Source organism: Ferroplasma sp. Type II (assembly GCF_000496155.1).
The window spans coordinates 25,572-47,776 of sequence record NZ_KI542801.1; the positions used below are offsets into that span (position 1 = coordinate 25,572).

Here is a 22,205-nt window from a genome sequence, read left to right on the forward strand (position 1 = left end):
TGCCGTACTATATGGAAAATCTTTTCTTTCTGCAAGTATACCAATAAAAATACTTTAAAAATATTTATATACGATTTCCCATTGTGATACTATGGTAGCTATTGATGTAGGAGAAGTAATTTTGATTCTTGTTCTGGTAATAATTGTGGCAATTATATTGTCAGGAATTCATATTTTGAAAGAGTGGCAGAGAGCGCCGGTTTTAACCCTGGGAAGATATACAGGATTAAAAGGACCGGGATTAGTTTATGTAACGCCTATTATAAGTAAGATTACAGTAGTGCTTTCAACCAGGATACAGGCAGTGGCCTTTAAAACTGAGTCTACATTTACTCAGGATAATGTTCCTGTGAATGTTGATGCAGTAATGTATTTCCAGATCATTGATCCAGACAAGGCCATTCTAAATGTTGAAAACTATGCAGCCGCAACACAACTTGCAGCACAGACAACACTGAGGGAAGTTCTGGGAAAATCCTCGTTCGATGAAATATTATCAGAAAGAGAGAAAGTTGGAGAAGCAGCAAGGCAGATAATTGATGAAAAAACAGAACACTGGGGAGTAAAGGTATCATCCGTAGAAATAAGAGATGTGCTTGTCCCACAAACTCTGCAGGACGCTATGTCAAGGCAGGCAGCAGCAGAAAGGGAAAGAAGATCCAGGGTTACCCTTGCACTGGCTGAAGTTGAAGCTGCGGGAAAGATGGTTGATGCCGCAAAACAGTATGCAAACAATCCAACCGCTTTCCAGCTGAGATGGATGGATATAGTTTATCAGATAGGGCTTGAAGGAAAAGGTTCACTCATAATGATACCACAGAATGTGCCTACTGTTGGAGATACATCACAGTTCTTTACGGCAACTGCCCTCAATAACATCCTTAGCAAGAGTACAGGAAATGTAGGCAATAGCACTATATCTGGGAGTAAACCATAAGTAACTGATTTATATCCAGCTCTCCAGGCCTTTTTTCATTGAATGGGCCATTATAATTTAATATTGTGGATAATTTTTTTCTTCTCATTGAAAATATTTTTACAAGGAATTTATCAAAATTTTGAATATCAACATCAAATGGTTTTTTTACTATGGATATAACTGCGGAATCTACCCCAGGAACAGGTAAAAAAACTTTTCTGGTAACATTGAAAAGAATATTAATATTTGATCTCACAGCGGCATTGATGGTGAGCCTGGAATAATCCTTTGTCCCAGGTTTTGCAACAAGCCTTAGAGCGAATTCTTTCTGGACCATGAGTATGGAAGAGTCAAAATCAAAATCCAGAATTTTAAATAATATTGGTGAGGATAAGTTATATGGAATATTGCCTATAATATGATTATAGTATGATGGTTTTGTATCCAGAAAATTTTCCTTGATAATATGGAATTTGCCTGATCTTCTCTGTTCAGAATATTTTATACTTAGATTTTCATAAAATCTGTGATCTGGTTCAATAGCAGTAAGTTCTATGGGAAGATTAATCAGAATATCTGTCAATATTCCATTGCCTGGGCCAATTTCAAGAACATGGTCGTGGGGATTTACACCCAGCAGCCTTACTTCCTTGGCAGCAATATTTTTATCATTTAAAAATACCTGCCCATATTTTTTAGAAAAATTTCCGGTCATTTTGCAACAAACAGTTTATATTTTTCGTACCTGTTCTGCAGTTCATCCATAATTCTGTTAACAATCATTTTCTTTGGGTTGTGTACACTTTTTACCCTTTCCGTTATATCATCAAAGGACTTGAAGGGCTCCTTTTTTCTCTCTTCAAGAACAGTCCACATGCTCTTATTCCCTAATCCGGGTAGAAGCTCGAGCGTGTGCATTCTTGTATTTATTGCCTCCGAATTGTTAAAAAAATCAACGAATCTCTGTGGATTATCATCAATTATATTTTCTATTGTATATGGAAGTTCACTGATTGCTGCACTTGTCAATTCCTTATAAGTAATTCTCCGTTTTATGGATATTATCTTATCTCTTTTTTCCGGTGATTTCCCTATATATATCTTATCACCAACTGTGATTACGGCATCCGGTTTCGGAAGAATTTCTAACAGTTTGAATTCGTTTTCACCGATTGCCAGTATGAGTGGAGATTTGCGGAAATTTTTATCCTCTGCTCTCCCCTGGGGCAGATAATCTATAATATAGGCATATTCTTCCATTTATAAAACCTTGAGTATATCTAATATACTATCTAAAACTTTGTCATCTACAGTAACACTATATGAGTTCAATATTGCCACCAGTTCCTCTGATGTGGAAGGCTTTATGTCTATAATTTTAATTATAGCCTCCTTTGGGAGTTTATGGACCTTGCTTATATCATTGTAAAGCTGCTTCATATCTGTATCTTTACTGTATTTCAAGAATTTTTCAACGTATGCAAGTGTGTCATTTTCATTTGGAGTCCTGTCTTCAATTTCCATTAGCATATTGTAAACTTCGTTATTGGTTTTATAGGTTATTTTCATTGAGTTAACCTCTTGAGATGAACAGGTGCAGATATTATTTTTCTTTCTGTGTTTCCGATTTTTATTTTCAGAATGTAGCAATTACCCTGCATTCCTGTTATTTTCCCTGTTCTTCCCTGAAAGTTGTGAAATGGCATTCCATTTTGTATCGCTGGATCTATGACAACGGCAACCGTTTCACCAATTTCGAATTTCTTTAAAAGGCTATTAACCTTAGGCATTCCTCTTTGTTTTATCTTCTTTGTTAACTTACTTCTTGAACCTGATCTGGTTCCATTAGACATTCTTGTCATCCTTATTCACCTCTCTATTTTTAATACATCCAGGCACTTTACCTTTAATTCAGATCCATAGACAGAGGAGAGACTTGGCACTGTTCTCCCGTTATCCCCATTTATCAGCTCCTTTATATATGTCCCGGATTGTGTCCTGATTTTTAATATGGCTTCCTTATCATGTATATCTTCTATATTTATATATTTTATTTCTTTTTTCCTTATAAGATCAGATCGATTGCCTATAACTCTTGTTGGTGTCCTCTGGGATATAGTTAAATTTTTGAATTTATCAGTAGATTCGTGAAGTTTTTTTTCGTCTACTGGATTTTCAAATTCTATAGTTGCCACATAGGTTTTATCATATATAGCCTCCTTTATCTCCCTTATTCTTTTCCTGTCTGTGAATTCCAGGTTTGATATATATATGTTATCTCCTGAATTATTCACTTCGTCCATGAACTCGTTCAGGGAAAAGTTTCTAATCTCTGGACAGTCTACCTCCATTACAAATTCCCTGCCATTGCCAAGCATCATCACATCTACATCTTCCCTGCCTGAACCGTGTAATTTGTAATTGTTCCCACCAGTGAATTTTAAAAGCTTTTCACCTATAAGTGATTCCAGTGAATCACCACTTCCATTTATCCATCTTGTTTGTGGGATGTCCCTTCTCTTTTTTATGTATGTTCCATAGATATATAATGGCTTTATGATCAAATTCACATTATCGTAAATGGTATTTATTTCTACTGTAATATCTGCATCCTTTGAAAATTCCTTGCCAGAAATGCCTGAAAAATATTTTCCAAATTCACGGTTAAATTCTTTTTTTATGCTTTCGCCCTTATTTCCGTATTTATTCTGTATTTTTTCTTCTTCAAGAATTGTGTCTGGGTCAAATTTCGATCCGATTAAGAATGTTTTGTATTCTTTTTTGCCAATAACATCATTAACCATATTATAATATTTATCCAATTCATCGAAAACTCCATTGCATATTCTGCAGGTATTAGACTCCTCAAATGGTCCGTAAAATGATTTATAGGCAAAAGCAAGCCTTGTTCCCCTCTCAAAGTTTGTAAGACCGGAATCAACATTTGCAAAAATACGTCCGGTACACCTTATGCACAGGTTATCAGTAAATAAATCCTTAAAATCGTTCATAAAAAAATAAAAATTATCTGGACTTCACTATTTTTTCTATGCTAGGCCTTTCCTTGATGAATACCCTCGATCCACATTCACATTCTATATCTGTTGTGCCGAAGGATTTTTCAAGCTGTCTTCCACATCTAATACATTTATACATGGTTATTTATCTCCTTTACGGTCTCGCTGCTGTATTCTGGGGTGTAGGAACCACCAGCAAATTTGTAGCTGCAGTGCCTGCATTCCCATATTCCATTTGCAATCCTTTTAACCTTTTTCTGCTTGCATGAAGGACATGTATAAAAGCTGGTTTTCTGCTTGTATATCTTGTTCCATGCTTTCCTTACTGTAACACCATATCTTGGCCCGAAACGGCCTGAAGCCCCTACTTTTACTGTATGTTTTGTCATATATTCACCTTAAATGTGTTTCTCTTAATTTGTTACCTATATTACTCGATGTTTTTATAGCTTTTCTTATTTCTTCCAGTGAAAGTTCTCCTATATCTCCCTTTTGCATGGCGTGGATGTTATGATCCTCCGATATGGTTACGGTTATTCTTCCATTGGAAACCTGTTCCTCCTCTAGATCCGGATCGCATACAAGTTCGTCCCCTATTTTAACCATGGTCACTGATACTGGTGTTGCATTAACAGGAAGGGCATAATCTTTCTTCCCGATTCTGGATGCGGGAACAACAGTATTTTTCAATGCCGTAACGGCAGCCAGCGTGGCAGCGTCTATTATATTGCCATCATAGTTCAGAACATCTATATCCACAAAGATCATCCACACTTTTTTGCCAGACTCTATTACCAGCTTTGAGGTGTCTACCATCTTGCTTTCCCTGATTCCCCTGTCAACCACACGGGAGTATTCTATTGCCTGCTCACTTGGCGGTCCAGATTCGAAGGTTGGAAAGGCCATTGGAAGCAATTCTATGTTCAGTGCCATTACACCACTGTCCGGAGAATCCTCAAAGGGTTCGCCTTCCTCGACCTTTATTCCTGCCACTACCTTTGTTTTTCCAATTTCAACCATAGCCGACCCTGCTGCCTTGGGAACAAAATTTTCCGTGATTTTTATTTCACGGTAATCCTGAAGTCCCCTTCCATCAAGGCGTTTCCCTGTTTTTATGCTTTCCAGTATAAATCCTTTCCTTATTTCAGATAATACTGCACTTGAATCCATAGGCATTTTTATTCACCATCCTCTATACTGTATTTGCTCATCAAAGCATTTCTCTGCAATTCCGAAATCCTTGGCATTGCATTCATCATCATTGATGTGGCCTCGTTAAATTCTTCTTCGGTCACATTCCCGTCCAGTTGAAGCAGTACTACCTTTCCTGTCCTTGGCAAAATTGCCATTGGTATATCTGCCTGGCCAAAATTGTCCTCATCCTTTGAAAGATCAAGTACTACTTTGCCATCTACCTTTCCGGCCGTGCATCCCACAACAAGGTCCCTCATTGGGACGCCTGCGTCCGCTACAGCCACAGATGATGCTGTAAGGCTTGCTATTCTTGTGCCTGCATCAGCCTCGAGCACCTGTATGAACACATCAACCTCGGCTCTTGGAAGCTTTTCAAGTACTATTGCTGAAGAAAGGGCTTCTGAAACAACCTTTGATATCTCCATTGTTCTCCTGTCCGGGCCGGGACGTTTTCTTTCCTCTACTGAGTATCCTGACATATTGTATCTTGCCTTAACTATTGCTCTGTCGATATTCTGGGCGTGTTTCGGGTATGCTTCTCTTACGTACACAGCAACAATAATTTTATTTGCGCCCCATTCTATAAATGCTGATCCGTCAGCACGGTCCACAACGCCTGTTTGAATTTTTATGGGACGCATTTCATTAAGTGCCCGCCCATCCAGTCTGAGCCCATCATCTCTAATTAGTTTTACATTTCCTTCCATTAATTTTCACCTTTCATATTCTTGAGGTATTCTTCCATTCTGTCGGTTAATCCTATGGTATGTGCTTCCTTTTCTACAAGCCTGATAGCATTAATGGCTTTTTTCACGTTTTCAAGGTCGCCGTCTATCCATATAAATCCGTTCTGCCCGACAATTATTTTTGTATCGGTATAGTTTTTTATAATATTTATCATGTTCCCTCCCTTTCCAATAACACGTGGAACCTTTGGGGGTTTTACCGATATAACTCTTCCTGTTTCTAGCTTTCTCATCCCGCTATCTCTCAAAGATATCCAGCTCTCTTTTATTTCATTGGATACTGAGATCCTTGCATAAACATAATCACCCACTTTCAGGTAACGCTCCAGGTCACCTGATGAAACATGCCAGGGCGTATCGTTCATATGGAGAAGTGAGTAATAGGGCGAATTTATGTCTACAGTCCACATTGTAGGACCTATGTCCATTATCTTCCCAATTATCTTGTCATTTGCCCTGGGCAGATATGGGCTGTTGAATGGAGCCACATCAATAAATCGCTCGCTTTCCTGAATCACTCCGAAGTATTCAGAAAAAAATTCTGAATTATATTCATACATGCCATTTCGGGGTTTTAGTTCCTCTACTTCTATTTTATCCCCGGGATAAACTATTTTTTTTGTTTCCAATTGAATACACCTTTTACTTTATGAAATATACTTTCGTATTATATTTATCTTTGCGATTAATCTTAAAATAATATATAAACCATTTTAATAATAGTAATGTTTAAAAATCATTTTAATAACTTTATATCAGCCTCCCCATTGGTTTTTCTGTTAACAAGGTCTATAAGGTCTCCCTGCATTCCTGCCGGTATCTCTACAACGCATATGTAATCTCCTGCATTTGACCACTCCTCCTTCAATATTGTGCCCATTCTTGAAATATCACCGTAAAGGCGCCCGTATGCGTCCCCTGAAAGCCTGACAGCGAGCCTTGCTTTTTCCATCCTTATTGGTATTAATGGCCTTATTGCCTTGAGAACCATCTGAACCTGTTCCTCCACACCCTTAAACGGATCAATCCTTACCTTTGCCTCTTCCATGGCTTCCTCTATTCTTATTACTGGTATTGGCGTATTTGTTTGTGGATTTATTGCCTCCCGGACAATTTCATTAATGACCTGTTTTCTTTTCATTTCCAGTATTTCCTTTCTCTGTTCTGTAGTAAGCTGTATCTGTCCTCTTTTTACTATTTCTATTGCAATCTGCCCTATATCGGTTGTTTTAAAAACATGTTTAAGTATTTCTTCATTAGTCCTTTCACCTTTCTTGGCGTCCTTGAATACCTCAGGAATAGCAAGATCGTTTTCAATATCTATTTTCCCCTCACGTATACGGGAAGCTGCATTAGGATCAACGAGAATTTCGAATCGATAGCCATTGTATTCAAATCGTGCTATAACTGCCTCATCTGTATTTACCATTGTTGATAATCATTTATTTAAATAAAAAATTATACTTTTATTTTTCCTTTAGGCACAGAAGCAATAAGGAATAATATTGCACCTATGCTGGATATCAGGACAAATAAAAAGGAGATATTGTGATTCAGGATAAATAGTGCCGCAAATATAGTGCTGCCTATAAACCCGGATATTGCCTTTCCGGTATAGAATACTCCGTTGTTTGCCGTTGAGAACTTTGACCCGAATATATCTCCAACCAGTGAAAAATACATGGAAATCATGGCACCACCGAAAAATCCTATAAAAATGATGGCAAAAATGTATAGCCTGAAAATTAAAAATATCGATCCGAGAATAAGAAATAGGTCTATCAGCATTACAACTTTTATTCTACCTATCAAATCTGATATATACCCAAGTATGGGCCTGCTTACACCACTGAGCAAGGGGAAAAGAGAGACAAGTATAGTAAATTCCACCAGTGGCAATGTTTCCCCTATATATCCAAATGAGGCAGAAACTACTATCAGGGGAACTGCACCCAGTATAAATGAGATATACAGTATCCAGAATCTTTTGTTCTTAAGATTTTTTGATGTTTTTTCACCAGTCAGTGTTTCAGTTTCCGGGTATTTGGCCTTCATCAATAGAACTGGCAGTATAATTATCTCTGAAACCCCTATTATCAGCATAGGTGTCCTGAAGGAAACAGCCTCTGCTATGAATATATTTGCAACCGCTGCGCCCAGGCCAAAACCCAGTGATACAAAACCTACTGCAAAACCTCTCCTCCCCTTGAACCATTTAACTGCAAGATTTGTGGATATACCGTAAAGTATGCCTTCACCAATGCTGCCCAGTGACCACAATATATAAAAAAGATACAGGCTATGGATAAATGACGTGCCTAAAAATCCAGTGGATGATAAGACAGCAGAAAGTATTCCAACGTTTCTGGGTCCGTTTTTATCGGCAAAATAACCGCCTATGCCCTGAAATCCAGTAGAGAAAATAGCAAAAAGCGTGAAGGCAACCTCTATCTGAACAAGGGAAACATTTAATCCTGTTTTAAGTAATGGCTCAAAAACATTCCATGAATACTGATAAAGTGAATTAAATGACATTATAATGATTCCAATTATCATGTATCCCTTCTTCATTGAAGAAAAATTATTTAGCTAATATAAATGTTTTTGTCCGGCTATTGTTTTTCGGGCACCCTGATTCGTTTAATGAAACGGTGAACTGAAAATATTCCCCATATAGATTCTATGACACCGAATGGATACACCCCGGCAAGTATTCCATAAATGGCTGAGCCGAAGCACATGATCCCAAAGAGAAGGGAATATACGGGAGACCGCGATTCCAGAAGATAGAAAACCATCATTATGGCAAGAACAACGGAACCGTAAATGGTCAAAACCCCTATTAACATTATCCATGATTATATTATGATAAAAAATATTTTTGAATCAAAATAATACAAACACGGTGGTTAATAGCAGTATTATTGCAACCAGATAATCTATTTTCTTGGGTGTTAACGTGGCAAGTTTTTTCATCAGAAATTTGCTGAGAACCAGTGTTATAAGGAGAAGGGCAAGAGCAGACGACAGGACAAAAAGGGACATTGTGATATAGACAAAGTGCATGCCGTAAACTACAGCTATTAATATTATTGGGACAATTGCGGGATCAGGTATTATGCTTACTAACAATATGGATTTCTCAATCTCATTTCCCTTTGATTCCTGCGATTTTTCCTCGTGCCTTGCATTCAAAATTATATATGCCGCCACAAACACAAGCAATGCAACGGCGAATATCTTTATGTCGAATTGGGGAAAAAAATACACGCCGAATATGGCTATTGCAAAGGATAATATGGAGGAGAATATGCCATGAATTAAGCCAAGGCCAAAGGAAAGAACCCCTGTTTCCTTACTTTTAAATTTTTTATGGAGCGAATATGAGAGTATTGGTGTCCAGTGATCAGGTGCTACCATGTGAAGAACGGCAATCAATATGGAAAGGCCAACTATTGCAACTGGAAGCAAAAGATATAATGCCAGCATAGTAGGTTATAGTTCCGTGTTATAAAAAAGTAATGGCTTATCTTCCGCAAACCCGGTCTGTAGCCTTAATAGTCTAAATTGTTTTTAAAAAATTGTTAAATACGAAATGAATATGGTAAAGCCAATGGAAAAGATAGAAGTTAAAAATCCAGGACAACACTATGTGGATAAATGGATTATATATGATGCACTTGATGGCCCTGCCATAGATCAGAACAAATGGTCTTTGAAAGTCACTGGGCTTGTGAATAAACCAGCGGAATATACTTACAGAGAACTGAATAAAATGCCCGGAATTGAATACATTTCTGATTTCAACTGTGTCACAAAATGGTCCATAAGGGATGCAAAATTTACCGGACCTTCTCTAAGGGATATCATTATGAATTCAGAACCGTTACCGGAGGCGGAATGGGTAATGTTTGTCTGTGCCGATGGATACGATACCCCAATTCCATTTAATGATGCTGTGGATGACAAAAGTATACTGGCATTGAAAATAGATGATAAGCCACTAGGAGTGAAGCATGGATTTCCTGCGAGGCCGTTTATGCCATCTTTGTATGGATGGAAAAGTGCAAAATGGGTTACAGAGATAAGGCTGATTGAAAAGTATGAAGATGGCTACTGGGAGGCTTATGGGTATCATGAAAGGGGAAGGGTAGAGGACCAGGAGCGTTTCAAGGGCTTTGAATGGAAAAAAATACGGAGGCATTCTGAAGTGGATAAATAGAATTATCACTGAAAAATTATTTTTAGGTCTATAATAAAAAGATTTATGAAATTAATATTTCACGTTTTATTGCTTTATCAGCAATTCCACCGGGGCGTGATCTGATCCTGTAACATTTTCCAGTATCAGTGAATCCTGAACATTTCCAATAAAATTATCACTGACAAGGAAATAGTCTAATCTCCAGCCTATGTTCTTTTCACGGGCATTGAAACGATAGGACCACCAGGAATAGTGCCCAGGTTCCTTATGGAAATATCTATATGTGTCCACATAACCATGCGACAGAATCTCAGTCATGGAATCACGCTCCTCAATAGTAAACCCCGCATTCCTCTCATTTCCTTTAGGCCTTGCTATATCTATATTCTCATGGGCAACATTAAAATCTCCTGTAATGACAACTGGTTTTTTCTCCCTCAGGCTGTCCATATATTTTAATATTCTTTTATTGAATTGAATTTTGTAATCAAGCCTTGGAAGCCCGCGTTGTGAATTTGGGAAATATGAATTTATCAGGTAAAAATTCTCAAATTCAAGCGTCTGTGTTCTTCCCTCGGGATCTTGCACACTGTCTCCCATATTTTCTGAATAGCTTATTGGTTCCTCTTTTGACAGTGCCATTGTTCCACTATATCCCTTTTTATCGGCTGAATTTATGTATATTTTATAGCCTAAGTGGTGTATCTCTTCTGGTATAGATAGTTTATCAGCCTTTACTTCCTGCATGAGGACAATATGTGCATTCTCACTTTCTAGAGTGGCTATAATCCCATTTTTGACCGCAGCCCTGATGCCATTGACGTTCCACGATAAGATTTTCACAGTGCTGTTATAATTATAAAGTATATAAAACAAATTATTGAAGTTTCTAATTTATATTATTAAAAAAATTTATTGTTTTTCCCCGTATGCTGCACCGCCTGGAGTTTCAACGATTACTTCATCATTTTCTTCCAGTACGGCAGAGAACTTGCTTGGCATAGACTTCTTACGCCCATTGCTTATTATGTATATTTTACCTGTCTTCCCTGGGAATCCACCATGAAGCCCCCATGGAGGTATTATGAATCTATCTGCAATAACGGATATGTAAGTTCTGCTTCGAACTTTGAATGACCGCACAATGCCTTCCCCACCGTGATATTTCCCCCTGCCGTAACTGTTTTTTCTGAGATTGTTCTTGGTGAAAAAGAACGGATATTCCTTTTCTGCAATTTCTACCGGAGTATTCAATGTGTTGGTCATATTACTATGTATGCCTGACTCCCCTATGGAATCGTGTCTGCCCCCATTTCCGCCACCTATTGTTTCATAGTATGACCAGTATTTGTTGCCGTATTTTCCCCCAAGCATGATATTCATCATTGTGCCAGATGATGCTGCAGGGATATAGGGGAGAAATTCACTTAATGCCCTCAGTGTAACATCGGCTATTCTCTGTGTTGTCTCAACGTTTCCGCCTGAAACAGGGTAATTCTTTTCAGGATTTACAAGAGACCTGTATGGTGCCTTTATACTGATTATTGAATAAAAACCGTCATTTGTAGGGATGGAATATCGCATTGCGCTCCTTATTGCAAAGGCCACAGCAGAGAATGTAACTCCCTCGACTGCATTCAGCGGATATTCTATTTCTCCATGAGTGCCCTCGAAATCTGCCACTATCCCTTTATCACTAATTTTCAGGTTTATATCTATATTTATCTTTTCAATGCCCTTTTCAAGGTAATCCGTTGACCTGTATTCTCCAGATTTCCATTCTTTCAGGGCCATTAGTGAGAGTTCCCTTGAATGGCTTATGAGTGAATCCCATGAAGAAAGTATTTCCTCTGAGCCATATTTTGTCTTTAATTCTTTTATCCTGCTTATTCCCATTCTGTTTGCGGATATCTGGGCATTCAGATCCCCTTTAGCAGTTTCAGGGTCCTTGAAATTGGACAGTATTATCTTTATTATATCAGGAGTTATTATTACAGGCGGTATTATAAGCCCCTCCTGGTAAAGATTGCGTGCATCCGGGTTAAGGCTTCCGAAAACGGGGCCACCAACGTCTACGTTGTGCGCCTTGTTAATGACATAGCAGAAAATTTTTCCCTGGTCATATACAGGTGCTATTATTGTAACATCGTTAAGATGTGTTCCTGAAATATATGGGTCATTTGTTATGAGCATTTCATTTTCATTCATTTTTATGTTATTCTCTTTCATATAATTTATAATGTTCCTGGATCCTATTTTGAATGACCCGAGATGCACTGGAATGTGTTCTGCCTGCGCAATTATGCGTCCTTCAGAGTCTAAAACGGCACAACTATGGTCCATTCTTTCCCTTATATTCGGCGATATAGCCGATCTCTTCAGTGCAACACCCATTTCCTCTGCTATAAACTGTGTAGCCTTCCCAATTATTTCCCAATCAGTCATAATCTCACCGCCCTTAATTCGTTATTTTCTCCACGGAATATTTTCCATTTTGGTGGAACAAATGTACTCGATCCATCCTCCTCAATTACTGCAGGACCATTTATTTCCTTTTTTACTGGTAATGCATTCCGCTGGTAAACATCGACATTTTCCCATTTACCGTTGATATATACATTTCTTTTGTATGGTTCAACTATTTTATTCCCCACATTCTGTATGTCAGGCTTAATCCTTTTTTTTATTGCAAAAACCCTTATGGTAAGTATCTCTACTGGCCTGTCCAGGGTAAAACCAAATGTCTTGCTGTGTGTTTCTGTAAAATCTCGTATAATATCATCCTTTTCTGGCTTATTCACAGGTATTGTGAGTTCAGAACCCTGCCCAACGTACCTGCAGTCCGCGTATCTAACAAATTCAGGATCTTTTATTTGATATGCAAGCCTCTGCTCTAGCTCATTGAATCCGGCTTCAAGATTCTCTGGATATGACATCCTGGCCTCGTATTTTATATCAGCAAGCATCATGCCAAGAGCACTGAATACTCCGGGTTCAGGCGGTATTATAACATTTTTGATGCCCAGTTCATCGGCAACGGGCATTGTAACCTGGGGACCAGCTCCACCAAAGCCAAATAGTGTGAATTCAACCGGATCCAAACCTCTTTCCACGGTCACAAGCCTTATAGCCCTTGCCATTTCAAGATTTGCCAGTTTTATGGCGGATTCAGCTACTTCATATGGGTCTCCAAGTTTTTCCAGAGCCTTCAATGCGAGATCTTTTCTCATGATTTTATCTGATCCTGACATTTTATCATTTATAATGCCCATCACAAGATTTGAGTCCGTAAGGGTTGGCTCCTTTCCGCCATTATTGTATGCGACAGGCCCCGGTTCAGATCCGGCACTCATTGGCCCTATATTAAGTGCACCGGTTTTATCCTTCCATATAACTGTGCCACCACCTGATGATACCTCAGAAAGGTCTATAAATGGGAATCTTACAGGGTATCCTGAGCCTTTTACTATCCTTCCGTGATGGGAGGAACCACCGACCTCGTATTCTGCTGTAATTTCAACATTATGGTTTATGACTGTACCAGCCTTTGATGTCGTGCCACCCATATCAAAGCTTATTACCTTATCAACACCCAGTATGGATGAAAATTCACTGGCCGCTATTACCCCGGCTGCAGGTCCTGATTCTATAATATTAACCGGTTTCTTTATGACCTCATCCACCGAAACAAGACCACCTGCATTTGACATCATATTTATTTCAGGAGATCCAAATTTACTCAACACAGACTTTAATCTTTTCAGGTATCCTGAAACTACCGGCATAAGAACTGCATTTACAACGGTTGTTGAGGTTCTTTCGTACTCCCTTGGTTCAGGGGATACATCATATGAAATAGAAATATTGTCAAAATATTCAGAAAGATAATTCTTAATGTTCATTTCATTCTCCGGGTTCATGTATGAATGCAGAAAACATATTGCCAGTGATTTAACCCTGTTTTTTATCAGAGATTCCTTAATGGAATCCATCCCGGATGCTCCAGCTTTTGTTATGATGTGGCCATTTACATCCGTGCGTTCATCTACCTCATAACGCAGTTTTGGAGGTATAAGAGTTTTTGGCCTGTGAAAATCAAGATTGTAAAGTTCTGGTCTGTTCTGTCGCCCTATTTCTATAACATCCTTGAAGCCTTTTGTGGTCAGAAGGGCTGTTTTTGGCAATTCAAGACCATACTGGCCAAGTAAAGAATTTGTTGCAATTGTTGTTGCATGGACAAATTCATCTATATTCTTATCAAGATATTTGCTTAATCCGTTCATGACAGCCTGTTCTGGATTTGCCGGTGTCGTTGGAACCTTGTAATAGTGAATTTCATCATCTATTATGATAATATCAGTGAATGTCCCCCCTATATCTATAGATACTGTAACCATGAAACTGGGATTGGCTTTTACGTTATTAATATTTTCACGGAAACTTTAAATTTTTACTATATATTGATGGCTTTTACCATTTATTAACGCAAAGGTAGATTAGAGTTTTACATGACTTTTCGAAATTACAGCGATTCAAATTCATGTACACTATCACAATGAGGTCCATTGAATGGAATTTAGTTTAATGCGTTTGCCTTACCTTAACATATAAGATTCTATATTAGCGGCGATAAATATGAGAAACATAGAAGTGGCAAAATAAAATACTCCCATAGGTATCTGTGCTTTTAAAATGCTTTGAAACTTTTTGTAGCTGATTCCTTTAATGTAATTCTCTAAAAAACTGGTTACAATTGTAACCACGCACATTGCAAATGCGATTCCTAAAACATATGCAAAGGTTTCCGGGAAAAATTGTGGAAGGACTTTATCCGCAAAAGTGTACTTATTCCCAAGAAGTGCCATACCCATTATAGACCCCTCCAGTAGTGAGGAAGTGTATAATACAAAAATTGTAGGTATTAACAAAAAAAGCCCACCAATTTCCAATTGAAGATCATACGATGTGTTATTCCCAATTAGTATATTATTCAATTGGTTAAATGTGGGATTGTGATAGGGTGCTATCGAACCAGAGCCACCTGAAAAATATGTTTTACCAATCATTAAAGTTATGATAGATATAGTGAATAATGGGAGGTAATACAATATTGCTGATATAAGTATGTAATCATATATATGCTTCTTTTTAGCATTATCAACATAAAATATATGGAATACCTGTTCAGTAAATTTTTGTGGCTTTTCTCTTTTCCTTAGCAAACCGAGAGAATCTACAATATTTGCAATTGGGAATGCTTTGATGGCGGTTCTCGTTAATATTTTGCTTATATAATTATTATTCGTTTTCAATAAAACTATTTTGCCATGGACAAGCTTATTTCCCAATGAGAAATTTCCATATATTTCAAAAAAGAAATATACAAATGAAACAAGAACAAATATTATAGATGAAATCAGTAATTTATCGGCATATGATGTAGTAATTCCAGCAGTGCCATAGGAATAAACTTCCACTAAATCAAAAAGCTCAAACTGCTTATGTAAAGGATAAAGAATAAATGATGTTATGCAAATTAATAGAGTTAGATCTATAATGTATGCAAATGTCCTTTGAAAGAAAGTTGCTACTTCAACTTGGGAATTTTTCTTCACCATGCTTATAACTCCATTCATTGATTTTTTTTATTCTGACACTGGTAGATGGATGACCGAGAGTTAAAGAAAAAGTATACATGTACTTAGGACTAAACTTTAACGGGGTCTTATTGAGGTTGTCTATCTTCACAAGAGCTGATTTAACAGCATCTGAGCCTACGACTTTACAGGCAAACAGATCGGCTTTAACTTCATCTTTCCGTTGTAATAATGGAAATATCAATATGATAAAAATATAAAGGTAAGCGATTGAGATAGGAATCAGTATATAAAATCTTTTTTCAATCAATGCAAACAGGAAACCGTTAATACCAATTACCAGTGCCAACCAGTCAATCAAAAAATGTTTTAAATTGTGTTTCATGACCAAATGCCCTATTTCATGTGCCACAACAGCTTCTAATTCTATCTGTGACAGATTTGAAAACAGATAACTTGTAATATAAATATAGTATTTGTCCGATTGGTATCCATTTGCTATTTTAACGCTGTTTGTATCTATTATTTTTATGTGTGGTGTTATGTTGTAATCCTTAAAAACCTTAAGTATTGCCTGTATCTTTGGGTCTTCGTTATTTTCTATTGATGGAGTCTTATTATATTTTATATTTGAGATTGGTTGAAACAGTACCAGAAGTAGGAATATGACAAATGCAATATTTATGTATAATAAAGTCTCAATATACATATGAGTCATAATATAATATGCGGAAACGAACATAAAGAATAATATGAGCACGAATAGTGGCCCATAGATATTAAATTTTAGATATTCGGCAAATGTTGCCGATATACCCTTATCTTTCCTGTCAATAAGATATGTTAAAAAAACGAGAATAAACGCTACAAATTCTGAACCTATAAGAGTGAGTAACCATATTAACAGTATAAAATGATAAATAATAATTGATGGTATAAATAAAAACATAGATATCGGATACAATGTACCGATTATTATGTGTTTTTGGAAATTATTCATCTCATATCTATGTTATTAATAAGCTGCTATCGCAGCGCCAATGGCCGCACCAACATATCCACTTGCCGCTAAAATTGTATCTGCAGTTGCTGCTGTAATCCATCCTGCAGCCCCTAATGCATCAGCGACAATAGTTGCGATCGAGGGTTCCAGCCCCATAGTAACAGTTAACCAATTAAACCAGGTGGATGATGAAGGAAAATGACCATGCGTGAAGTAATAATATAAGAAATTTCCATGTGACGTACCTGTATTAACTAGTGCTCCGGGAAGCATATGACTCGCGTCTTCAATAATAGGAACTCCGGCAATATTTAAGTATCCTGCTCCCGCTATCATACAGAAGAGTGATACCATCACAATAGCTTTTGCAACTCTCTTGTAGTGCTCCCTATTATCTTTTCGCATGGACCCAATTGCCATGTTTGAAGATAACCCTGTTCTTTTATGGTAGAATACACTACTCTCAACTATGTTTATTTCAAACATAATATATATATATATATAAATTATATTTAAACTTTTCTATATAGCCAAATTCTTTGTATGTCTTACTATATAATTTAAATTATTTGTTATACCCTGTAGTTGTAATATCCAGAAATAGTTTCATTAATAAATTTATTCCTACTTATTAGTCGAATTAATTTCAAAAAACGAGGCTTTCTCTGCTCTTTAATTATTAAATTCATTGAGAGTATAGAGTTTATATTTACACAAAATTATGGACACGGTCTCTATAGTATCAGCTATTTAAGCATCAGTATTTGCTGGCTATGCATCAATTATATTATTGACAACTATCAAAATTGCACCGACTATTTACACACGCCATACACGTTATTCCAATAGTAAGGCTCCAGAAAGCAAGTTTTAGAATAGGAGACCAAATATTGCATATAAATAGTACCCAGCAAAAAATTGATTTTCTATCTACTGGATAGACTATAGCTCATTCTGGCAAGGCGCTTTGATATTTCTGCATAGTTGCTGTTTCCGTTAAGTATTTCCTTATAAAATTTTATAGCTTCATCATAATCGTTTATATTCACGGGCTTTGGAACGCCATCCTTCCCACCAAGGCAAAAAGAATATTTAACCGGGTCTGAAAAGGATGGTTTATTTCCATAAACAATTTCAGCAAGATATGAAAGTGCCCTTATAGTTGATTTGGAAAGTCCGGGCATGTCCATTAATTCATCGAACTTGCCAGGATTATACTCGTAAAGTTCTTTCATTTTCTGCCAGTTAATTTTATAATTCATGTCAAGAACAGGTGCTGATTCCATAAAATTGTCAAGAGAACGTTGTTTGCTGTATTTTAGGGGATTATCCTGTATTATATTTATTATTCCTTCCCTATTTTTTTCACTTTTTTTGGTTGAAAGGTCAAGTGCAATATTTTCTTCATAGCCAGAAATGCCATTCCGTTTATCATCATATAAAGAAATATCATTGTTTTTCCAGTGGTACCGTCTGGCAAGGCTTGAATTTTTGTTCATGCCCTGATTTATCACTGTATAATTCCCATGGTAATCCATAATTATAAATTGCATATAAAGATCAAAACCGTCCTGAAGAAGCTTTTCATCAACTCTGGCTATTGATTTTGCATCTTTTCTTATCCTATAGATATATTTCTCCGGCATAGTTCCTTCCAGTTCAATTTTAGACATTTCCTGGCCTATATTACCCATATGCCTGCCTTTTCCACCCACTATACGTAAACTGTCTCCACTGTTTATATGGTCTTTCAACGCACTCAGGGTTGCAGTAGTTGTCCCACTGGAATTCCAGTCAAAGCCGATTGCAAGTGATAATGAATGAAACCAGAATGGATCGGCGATTTTTCCCAGGAAAAAGTTTTCGCTGTAATTTTGAACCATGAGGTCTGATATGATTCCACCAAGCTTCACCATTCTCCTGTAAAGGTATTCTGGAGGATGGCCATAATGCAACGGCATTATTGATGACCCATGATTTTTCATAATATGACATGAGAAGAAAAATATATAATTTTTCCTATATCATAGTTATTGACAGAATTACGTATCCATATTAAATCAGTGAGTGAAGCAGACATAACAAAACGTATAAGAGAGGAGAGGAACGGGGTAAGAGTTATTACAAGACTCATATTCATAAAGTTCCTTTACACTGGAATGGGTGTTATTGAAGCTTCAAAGAATGTTGGAGTTGCAAAAAGAGTTGGATACCAGTGGATCAAGAGATGGAACGAATCCAGTTATGATGGCCTCACTCCAATATTTGCAGGCGGTAAACTTGGAAAACTTTCCATGGAACAGAAAGATGAGCTTAAGGCATTGCTGCAAGCCAAAGACCTGTGGTACCTGAAGGATATTGTTGATCTTATAACAACAAAGTTTAGTGTTGAATATTCAGAGAGACAGATAAGGAGGATACTGAAAAGTTTCAAGATGACCCATACAAAGCCATACCGGGTGTATTACAATAAACCGGATGATGCAGATAAAAAGCTAAAAAAACTCGATAATGTTAATCCTTCAGAAAGTATAATAGGTTTTTTTGATGAGGCTACTCCACAGACTTCATCCAATACAGTAAGAATGTGGTCATTTGGAAAACCTACCATAAGAAAGAATACCACTAAGTTCAGGGCTAACACCTTTCGGTTTTAGAGTATAGTATTATGGTTAAAATCATTATACAAGGATGTGAGTTCTTTCACTATAAAAACAGTCAATATAGATTCGTTTATAATTTATTAAAACCAGCAAAGTAATTATCTATTTCTGGTCTCAATTCGATTCCCACTCTCTCAAAGCAATTCAATAATTCCGGGTATGCCCCTATTCCACCTATAAAATCCCAAAACTCATTTGCAACTTTTAATTCATTGTCCATATCCAACATACCCCTCATTGTCCATCTATTATATGGTTGCGGTTCATAAGGGTTGTATGGAATAGCAATTAAAGTGTTAATTTCTAAGGTTGGATTCGATGCCAGTGCTACGGCAACCCACTCCAATAATGTTCTTTTAAATTCCTTGAAACCACCGACGTTTGGTTTCGCTGTTTTTATGTCAAAAAAATAAATAACCCCATTTTTATTTTCGATATAAACATCTACCTGTGTTGGTTTTACTCTTACCATGTTCCCCTGTTGGCATACTTTTCGTATAGCTTCTATTTCTCTTGGTTTGTCTGGAGAAGCAACTGCAGTTGTGAGGTTGTCCATTATTTTTTGAATTTCCATTTGTGCGCCCTCACTAATATACTCTCCGGCAGATATATGAGATTTTGCTTCCTTAAAAGTTTTCTTTGCCAATGTAACAGCAACAGGCTCAAAAATACTTGTCCCAAAATTAGTGTTAAGCGAGTGAATAAACGAATACAATGCCAATCTATCTTTTCCTAACAATCTGGTATGAAATGGCATAGATGCCGGCTCTGGCTTATAATTTCGAAATTTATTCCTTAAACTTGTTTTCAAAACATTCTCAACATTTTCCACTTGTTCCTTAGTCAAACTCATTCTATCACCTAGACTTTAGATGAAATATAATTTCGGAATATGCACCTTTATCTTTTTCAGTTCGATTTAATACTGGCCTTTTATATTGCTCAACAATCTTCATATCTGCTCTTTCTGCAATTGATGGGTATAGGTTATATTTATCATTGGCTACTAAGAATATATTAAAATCATCAACAAGATATTTTCTACAATTTATCAACACTTCAGAAATATTTTCTACATATTGTTTTCTCGCATCTTTGCCTTGCCCTAGGGACATACTTCCTATTTCAAAAGAGTTATTCCTCTGAAATCCGAATAAATCATATGCGTAGGAATGTTGTTCGTGATAATCAATTAGACCTACATAAGGGGGACTTGAAAAAATCCCATTGATTTGATGATTTTCCATTAGTGTAGTAAGGGGCATATGTGTTCTTTTTATCTCTCCAAAAATATCAATAGTTCTGGAATCGCCTGTTAAACAAAGTTGGTATGTAGATGTTCGAAGCTTCTCAAATTGTTTTAACCTAAAAACCGTGTCTTCACTATAGCGTTTCCACCAACTAAAAATTGAAAATAGAGGCCTACAAATTTTTCCGTGTTTAGCGCAGTAATATGTTGAAATTATAGGATCTTTTAATGTAGCTAAATCCGAATGTGTGGTTGCTCTACAGGAACGAATTGTACGACTTAGGATGACCATTATTATGTTTTGAGTTGTTGGGTTACGTATCTGTTTTATAAGATTATAAACAAAGTCTATCTCTGTTCTTATAGGTTTTAAATACCATTTATCCAAAAATGTGTTATTACCTTCCTGCTTTAACTGGATGTTGTATTGATTAACGAGAGTAGAAAAAACTGATAAGAATTCTTCCTCTTTTTCGGGCCCGTATTCATATTCATTTATTTCCCCACGTCTAAGCTTATACTTGTATTCTGGAGATGGAAAATATTTATTATTGAATTTTGTAAGTTCTTCCGAAAGTTTATTTTCAAATTTAACTGTTTCAGAATCCGCGATAAATTGCCTTAAACGTTCAGTAATTTTCTGTAACTCATTGTTCAAATCAATAAAGTCGTATTTATCAATCTTAACATTGCTTATTAAACAATTAAATGTTGAAATATCGACTCCGATTGCGTGAATTCCTAATTCATTAGCTTCTACTAAAGTTGTTCCACTCCCACAAAAAGGGTCAAGGACAATATCTCCCTTTCTAAAATAAACTTCTTTCTTAAAATCATCCGTGTGGTCGTCCAAAAAATATTGTACTAACTGTGGAATGAATTTCCCTTTATATGGATGTAATCTATGAACGTGTTTAGTCGTGTCGCTCTCTTTTAGGTAGTCAAAAGACAAAGCCCAATTTAAATCGTTACCTAATTGATCCTTCCATTCTATTTCACGTTTACCAAGATATGACTGATAATACTTTATCAAATCATTTTTATCAATTAAAGTATTTCCATTATCGTTAACTTTTCTAATTCTTCCATACTGAATAAGATATGAAATATTAGATGGTGTAACCCGTTTTCCAATATAATCCGTAGCCCATTCACTGGCTTGTTTAATTGTAAAGAGGTTATTGCTTGCGTTAGAATACACCTGAGAGGTGTTATGATGCTGTAACGACTGTGCCAAACGAATGTTTTCCGCCTCAAATAATAATAATATTTCCCTAAGTGTGCCGTTGTCTGAAGGAAAACTCCAAATCTTATTTTCAGGATGCCAACGATACCCTTTTATATTTTTTAATTTAGCAATATATTCAGGATTATAATGTAATGAAACAGTAATACGTCCATCTTCGCCTTTATCTATAAATATCTCGGAATTCATATCACTATATAATTTCCAATAAGTATACTAAATTTTGCATTCTTTTTATTCTGCGGTTGCCGCTTTCCTGCACAACCGCGATGTGTTACTAAAACGGAGTGATAAGTAGCTATATATTACACTTACTCACTCTCAAGGCTTTCAAGAATATATTTAACACTGTAAGCAAGAAGTCTCC

26 protein-coding genes are annotated in these 22,205 nt (G+C 36.6%); 3 read left to right on the forward strand and 23 right to left on the reverse strand.

All coding sequences use genetic code 11. From position 1 onward, the window contains the following. Positions 1–91: 91 nt before the first annotated feature. The gene (locus tag AMDU4_RS12215) at positions 92–937 is read left to right on the forward strand and encodes an SPFH domain-containing protein (protein WP_021788261.1); all 846 of its coding nucleotides are present in this window, start codon (positions 92–94) and stop codon (positions 935–937) included. Here the strand turns inward: AMDU4_RS12215 and rsmA are convergent. The 14 genes from rsmA to AMDU4_RS12285 all read right to left on the reverse strand — a co-directional run bounded on the left by rsmA (position 915) and on the right by AMDU4_RS12285 (position 9,365). Continuing rightward, positions 915–1,634: a 16S rRNA (adenine(1518)-N(6)/adenine(1519)-N(6))-dimethyltransferase RsmA gene (gene rsmA / locus AMDU4_RS12220; protein WP_021788262.1), complete on the reverse strand. Its 720-nt coding sequence runs from the start codon at positions 1,632–1,634 to the stop codon at positions 915–917. The genes AMDU4_RS12215 and rsmA overlap by 23 nt on opposite strands. Next, positions 1,631–2,179, reverse strand: coding sequence for a DUF655 domain-containing protein (locus AMDU4_RS12225; RefSeq protein WP_021788263.1), 549 nt, complete (start codon positions 2,177–2,179; stop codon positions 1,631–1,633). The genes rsmA and AMDU4_RS12225 overlap by 4 nt, the downstream gene beginning before the upstream one ends. Then, the gene (locus AMDU4_RS12230; protein ID WP_021788264.1) at positions 2,180–2,488 is read right to left on the reverse strand and encodes a hypothetical protein; all 309 of its coding nucleotides are present in this window, start codon (positions 2,486–2,488) and stop codon (positions 2,180–2,182) included. It lies immediately after the preceding gene. After that, on the reverse strand, positions 2,485–2,772 hold the full coding sequence (locus AMDU4_RS12235; protein ID WP_290705319.1) for a 50S ribosomal protein L21e: 288 nt from the start codon (positions 2,770–2,772) through the stop codon (positions 2,485–2,487). The genes AMDU4_RS12230 and AMDU4_RS12235 overlap by 4 nt, the downstream gene beginning before the upstream one ends. A 15-nt stretch (positions 2,773–2,787) precedes the next feature. After that, positions 2,788–3,930: a tRNA pseudouridine(54/55) synthase Pus10 gene (locus AMDU4_RS12240; RefSeq protein WP_021788266.1), complete on the reverse strand. Its 1,143-nt coding sequence runs from the start codon at positions 3,928–3,930 to the stop codon at positions 2,788–2,790. A 13-nt stretch (positions 3,931–3,943) separates the two neighbouring features. Beyond that, positions 3,944–4,075: a DNA-directed RNA polymerase subunit P gene (locus AMDU4_RS12245; protein ID WP_290705322.1), complete on the reverse strand. Its 132-nt coding sequence runs from the start codon at positions 4,073–4,075 to the stop codon at positions 3,944–3,946. Further along, entirely contained in the window at positions 4,068–4,325 is a 258-nt protein-coding gene (locus AMDU4_RS12250; protein WP_021788267.1) for a 50S ribosomal protein L37ae, read from the reverse strand. The genes AMDU4_RS12245 and AMDU4_RS12250 overlap by 8 nt, the downstream gene beginning before the upstream one ends. A gap of 4 nt (positions 4,326–4,329) precedes the next feature. Further along, positions 4,330–5,112 carry an exosome complex protein Rrp42 gene (rrp42, locus tag AMDU4_RS12255; protein WP_021788268.1) on the reverse strand — a complete coding sequence of 261 codons (783 nt, stop codon included), beginning with the start codon at positions 5,110–5,112 and terminating at the stop codon, positions 4,330–4,332. Positions 5,113–5,114: 2 nt separating this feature from the next. After that, positions 5,115–5,837 carry an exosome complex exonuclease Rrp41 gene (gene rrp41 / locus AMDU4_RS12260; protein WP_021788269.1) on the reverse strand — a complete coding sequence of 241 codons (723 nt, stop codon included), beginning with the start codon at positions 5,835–5,837 and terminating at the stop codon, positions 5,115–5,117. After that, positions 5,837–6,505, reverse strand: coding sequence for an exosome complex RNA-binding protein Rrp4 (gene rrp4 / locus AMDU4_RS12265; RefSeq protein WP_021788270.1), 669 nt, complete (start codon positions 6,503–6,505; stop codon positions 5,837–5,839). The genes rrp41 and rrp4 overlap by 1 nt, the downstream gene beginning before the upstream one ends. Before the next feature lie 107 nt (positions 6,506–6,612). Then, on the reverse strand, positions 6,613–7,305 hold the full coding sequence (locus AMDU4_RS12270; protein ID WP_021788271.1) for a ribosome assembly factor SBDS: 693 nt from the start codon (positions 7,303–7,305) through the stop codon (positions 6,613–6,615). A 29-nt stretch (positions 7,306–7,334) separates the two neighbouring features. After that, complete coding sequence (locus AMDU4_RS12275) at positions 7,335–8,447, reverse strand: MFS transporter (protein ID WP_021788272.1); 1,113 nt, start codon at positions 8,445–8,447, stop codon at positions 7,335–7,337. Positions 8,448–8,488: 41 nt separating this feature from the next. Further along, entirely contained in the window at positions 8,489–8,725 is a 237-nt protein-coding gene (locus AMDU4_RS12280; protein WP_290705326.1) for a hypothetical protein, read from the reverse strand. A gap of 37 nt (positions 8,726–8,762) precedes the next feature. Continuing rightward, a complete protein-coding gene (locus tag AMDU4_RS12285; protein WP_021788273.1) occupies positions 8,763–9,365 on the reverse strand; it encodes a hypothetical protein in 603 nt (200 codons plus the stop codon). 124 nt (positions 9,366–9,489) lie between these two features. Here AMDU4_RS12285 and AMDU4_RS12290 point away from each other — a divergent pair, with 124 nt between their 5' ends. Further along, positions 9,490–10,098, forward strand: coding sequence for a sulfite oxidase-like oxidoreductase (locus AMDU4_RS12290; RefSeq protein ID WP_290705329.1), 609 nt, complete (start codon positions 9,490–9,492; stop codon positions 10,096–10,098). A gap of 66 nt (positions 10,099–10,164) precedes the next feature. Here the strand turns inward: AMDU4_RS12290 and AMDU4_RS12295 are convergent, their stop codons facing one another. From AMDU4_RS12295 to AMDU4_RS12325, 7 genes are all read right to left on the reverse strand, one after another. After that, entirely contained in the window at positions 10,165–10,923 is a 759-nt protein-coding gene (locus AMDU4_RS12295; RefSeq protein WP_021788275.1) for an exodeoxyribonuclease III, read from the reverse strand. 69 nt (positions 10,924–10,992) lie between these two features. Continuing rightward, entirely contained in the window at positions 10,993–12,525 is a 1,533-nt protein-coding gene (locus tag AMDU4_RS12300) for a hydantoinase B/oxoprolinase family protein (RefSeq protein WP_021788276.1), read from the reverse strand. Further along, positions 12,522–14,477: a hydantoinase/oxoprolinase family protein gene (locus AMDU4_RS12305; protein ID WP_021788277.1), complete on the reverse strand. Its 1,956-nt coding sequence runs from the start codon at positions 14,475–14,477 to the stop codon at positions 12,522–12,524. Before AMDU4_RS12305 ends, AMDU4_RS12300 begins: the two co-directional genes overlap by 4 nt. Before the next feature lie 198 nt (positions 14,478–14,675). Then, entirely contained in the window at positions 14,676–15,698 is a 1,023-nt protein-coding gene (locus AMDU4_RS12310) for an RDD family protein (protein WP_009887038.1), read from the reverse strand. Beyond that, complete coding sequence (locus tag AMDU4_RS12315; RefSeq protein ID WP_048074053.1) at positions 15,673–16,626, reverse strand: M48 family metallopeptidase; 954 nt, start codon at positions 16,624–16,626, stop codon at positions 15,673–15,675. Before AMDU4_RS12315 ends, AMDU4_RS12310 begins: the two co-directional genes overlap by 26 nt. Before the next feature lie 66 nt (positions 16,627–16,692). Continuing rightward, complete coding sequence (locus AMDU4_RS12320; protein ID WP_009887036.1) at positions 16,693–17,166, reverse strand: hypothetical protein; 474 nt, start codon at positions 17,164–17,166, stop codon at positions 16,693–16,695. A gap of 440 nt (positions 17,167–17,606) precedes the next feature. Further along, positions 17,607–18,665, reverse strand: coding sequence for a DUF763 domain-containing protein (locus AMDU4_RS12325; RefSeq protein WP_021788278.1), 1,059 nt, complete (start codon positions 18,663–18,665; stop codon positions 17,607–17,609). A gap of 48 nt (positions 18,666–18,713) precedes the next feature. Here AMDU4_RS12325 and AMDU4_RS12330 point away from each other — a divergent pair, with 48 nt between their 5' ends. Next, positions 18,714–19,337 (forward strand): helix-turn-helix domain-containing protein, encoded by a 624-nt coding sequence (locus AMDU4_RS12330; protein WP_290705332.1) that lies wholly within the window; start codon positions 18,714–18,716, stop codon positions 19,335–19,337. Positions 19,338–19,413: 76 nt separating this feature from the next. Here the strand turns inward: AMDU4_RS12330 and AMDU4_RS12335 are convergent, their stop codons facing one another. Both AMDU4_RS12335 and AMDU4_RS12340 read right to left on the reverse strand, forming a co-directional pair. Beyond that, entirely contained in the window at positions 19,414–20,196 is a 783-nt protein-coding gene (locus tag AMDU4_RS12335; protein WP_021788280.1) for a TdeIII family type II restriction endonuclease, read from the reverse strand. 4 nt (positions 20,197–20,200) lie between these two features. Continuing rightward, positions 20,201–22,027: a class I SAM-dependent methyltransferase gene (locus AMDU4_RS12340; RefSeq protein WP_021788281.1), complete on the reverse strand. Its 1,827-nt coding sequence runs from the start codon at positions 22,025–22,027 to the stop codon at positions 20,201–20,203. Positions 22,028–22,205 lie beyond the last annotated feature (178 nt).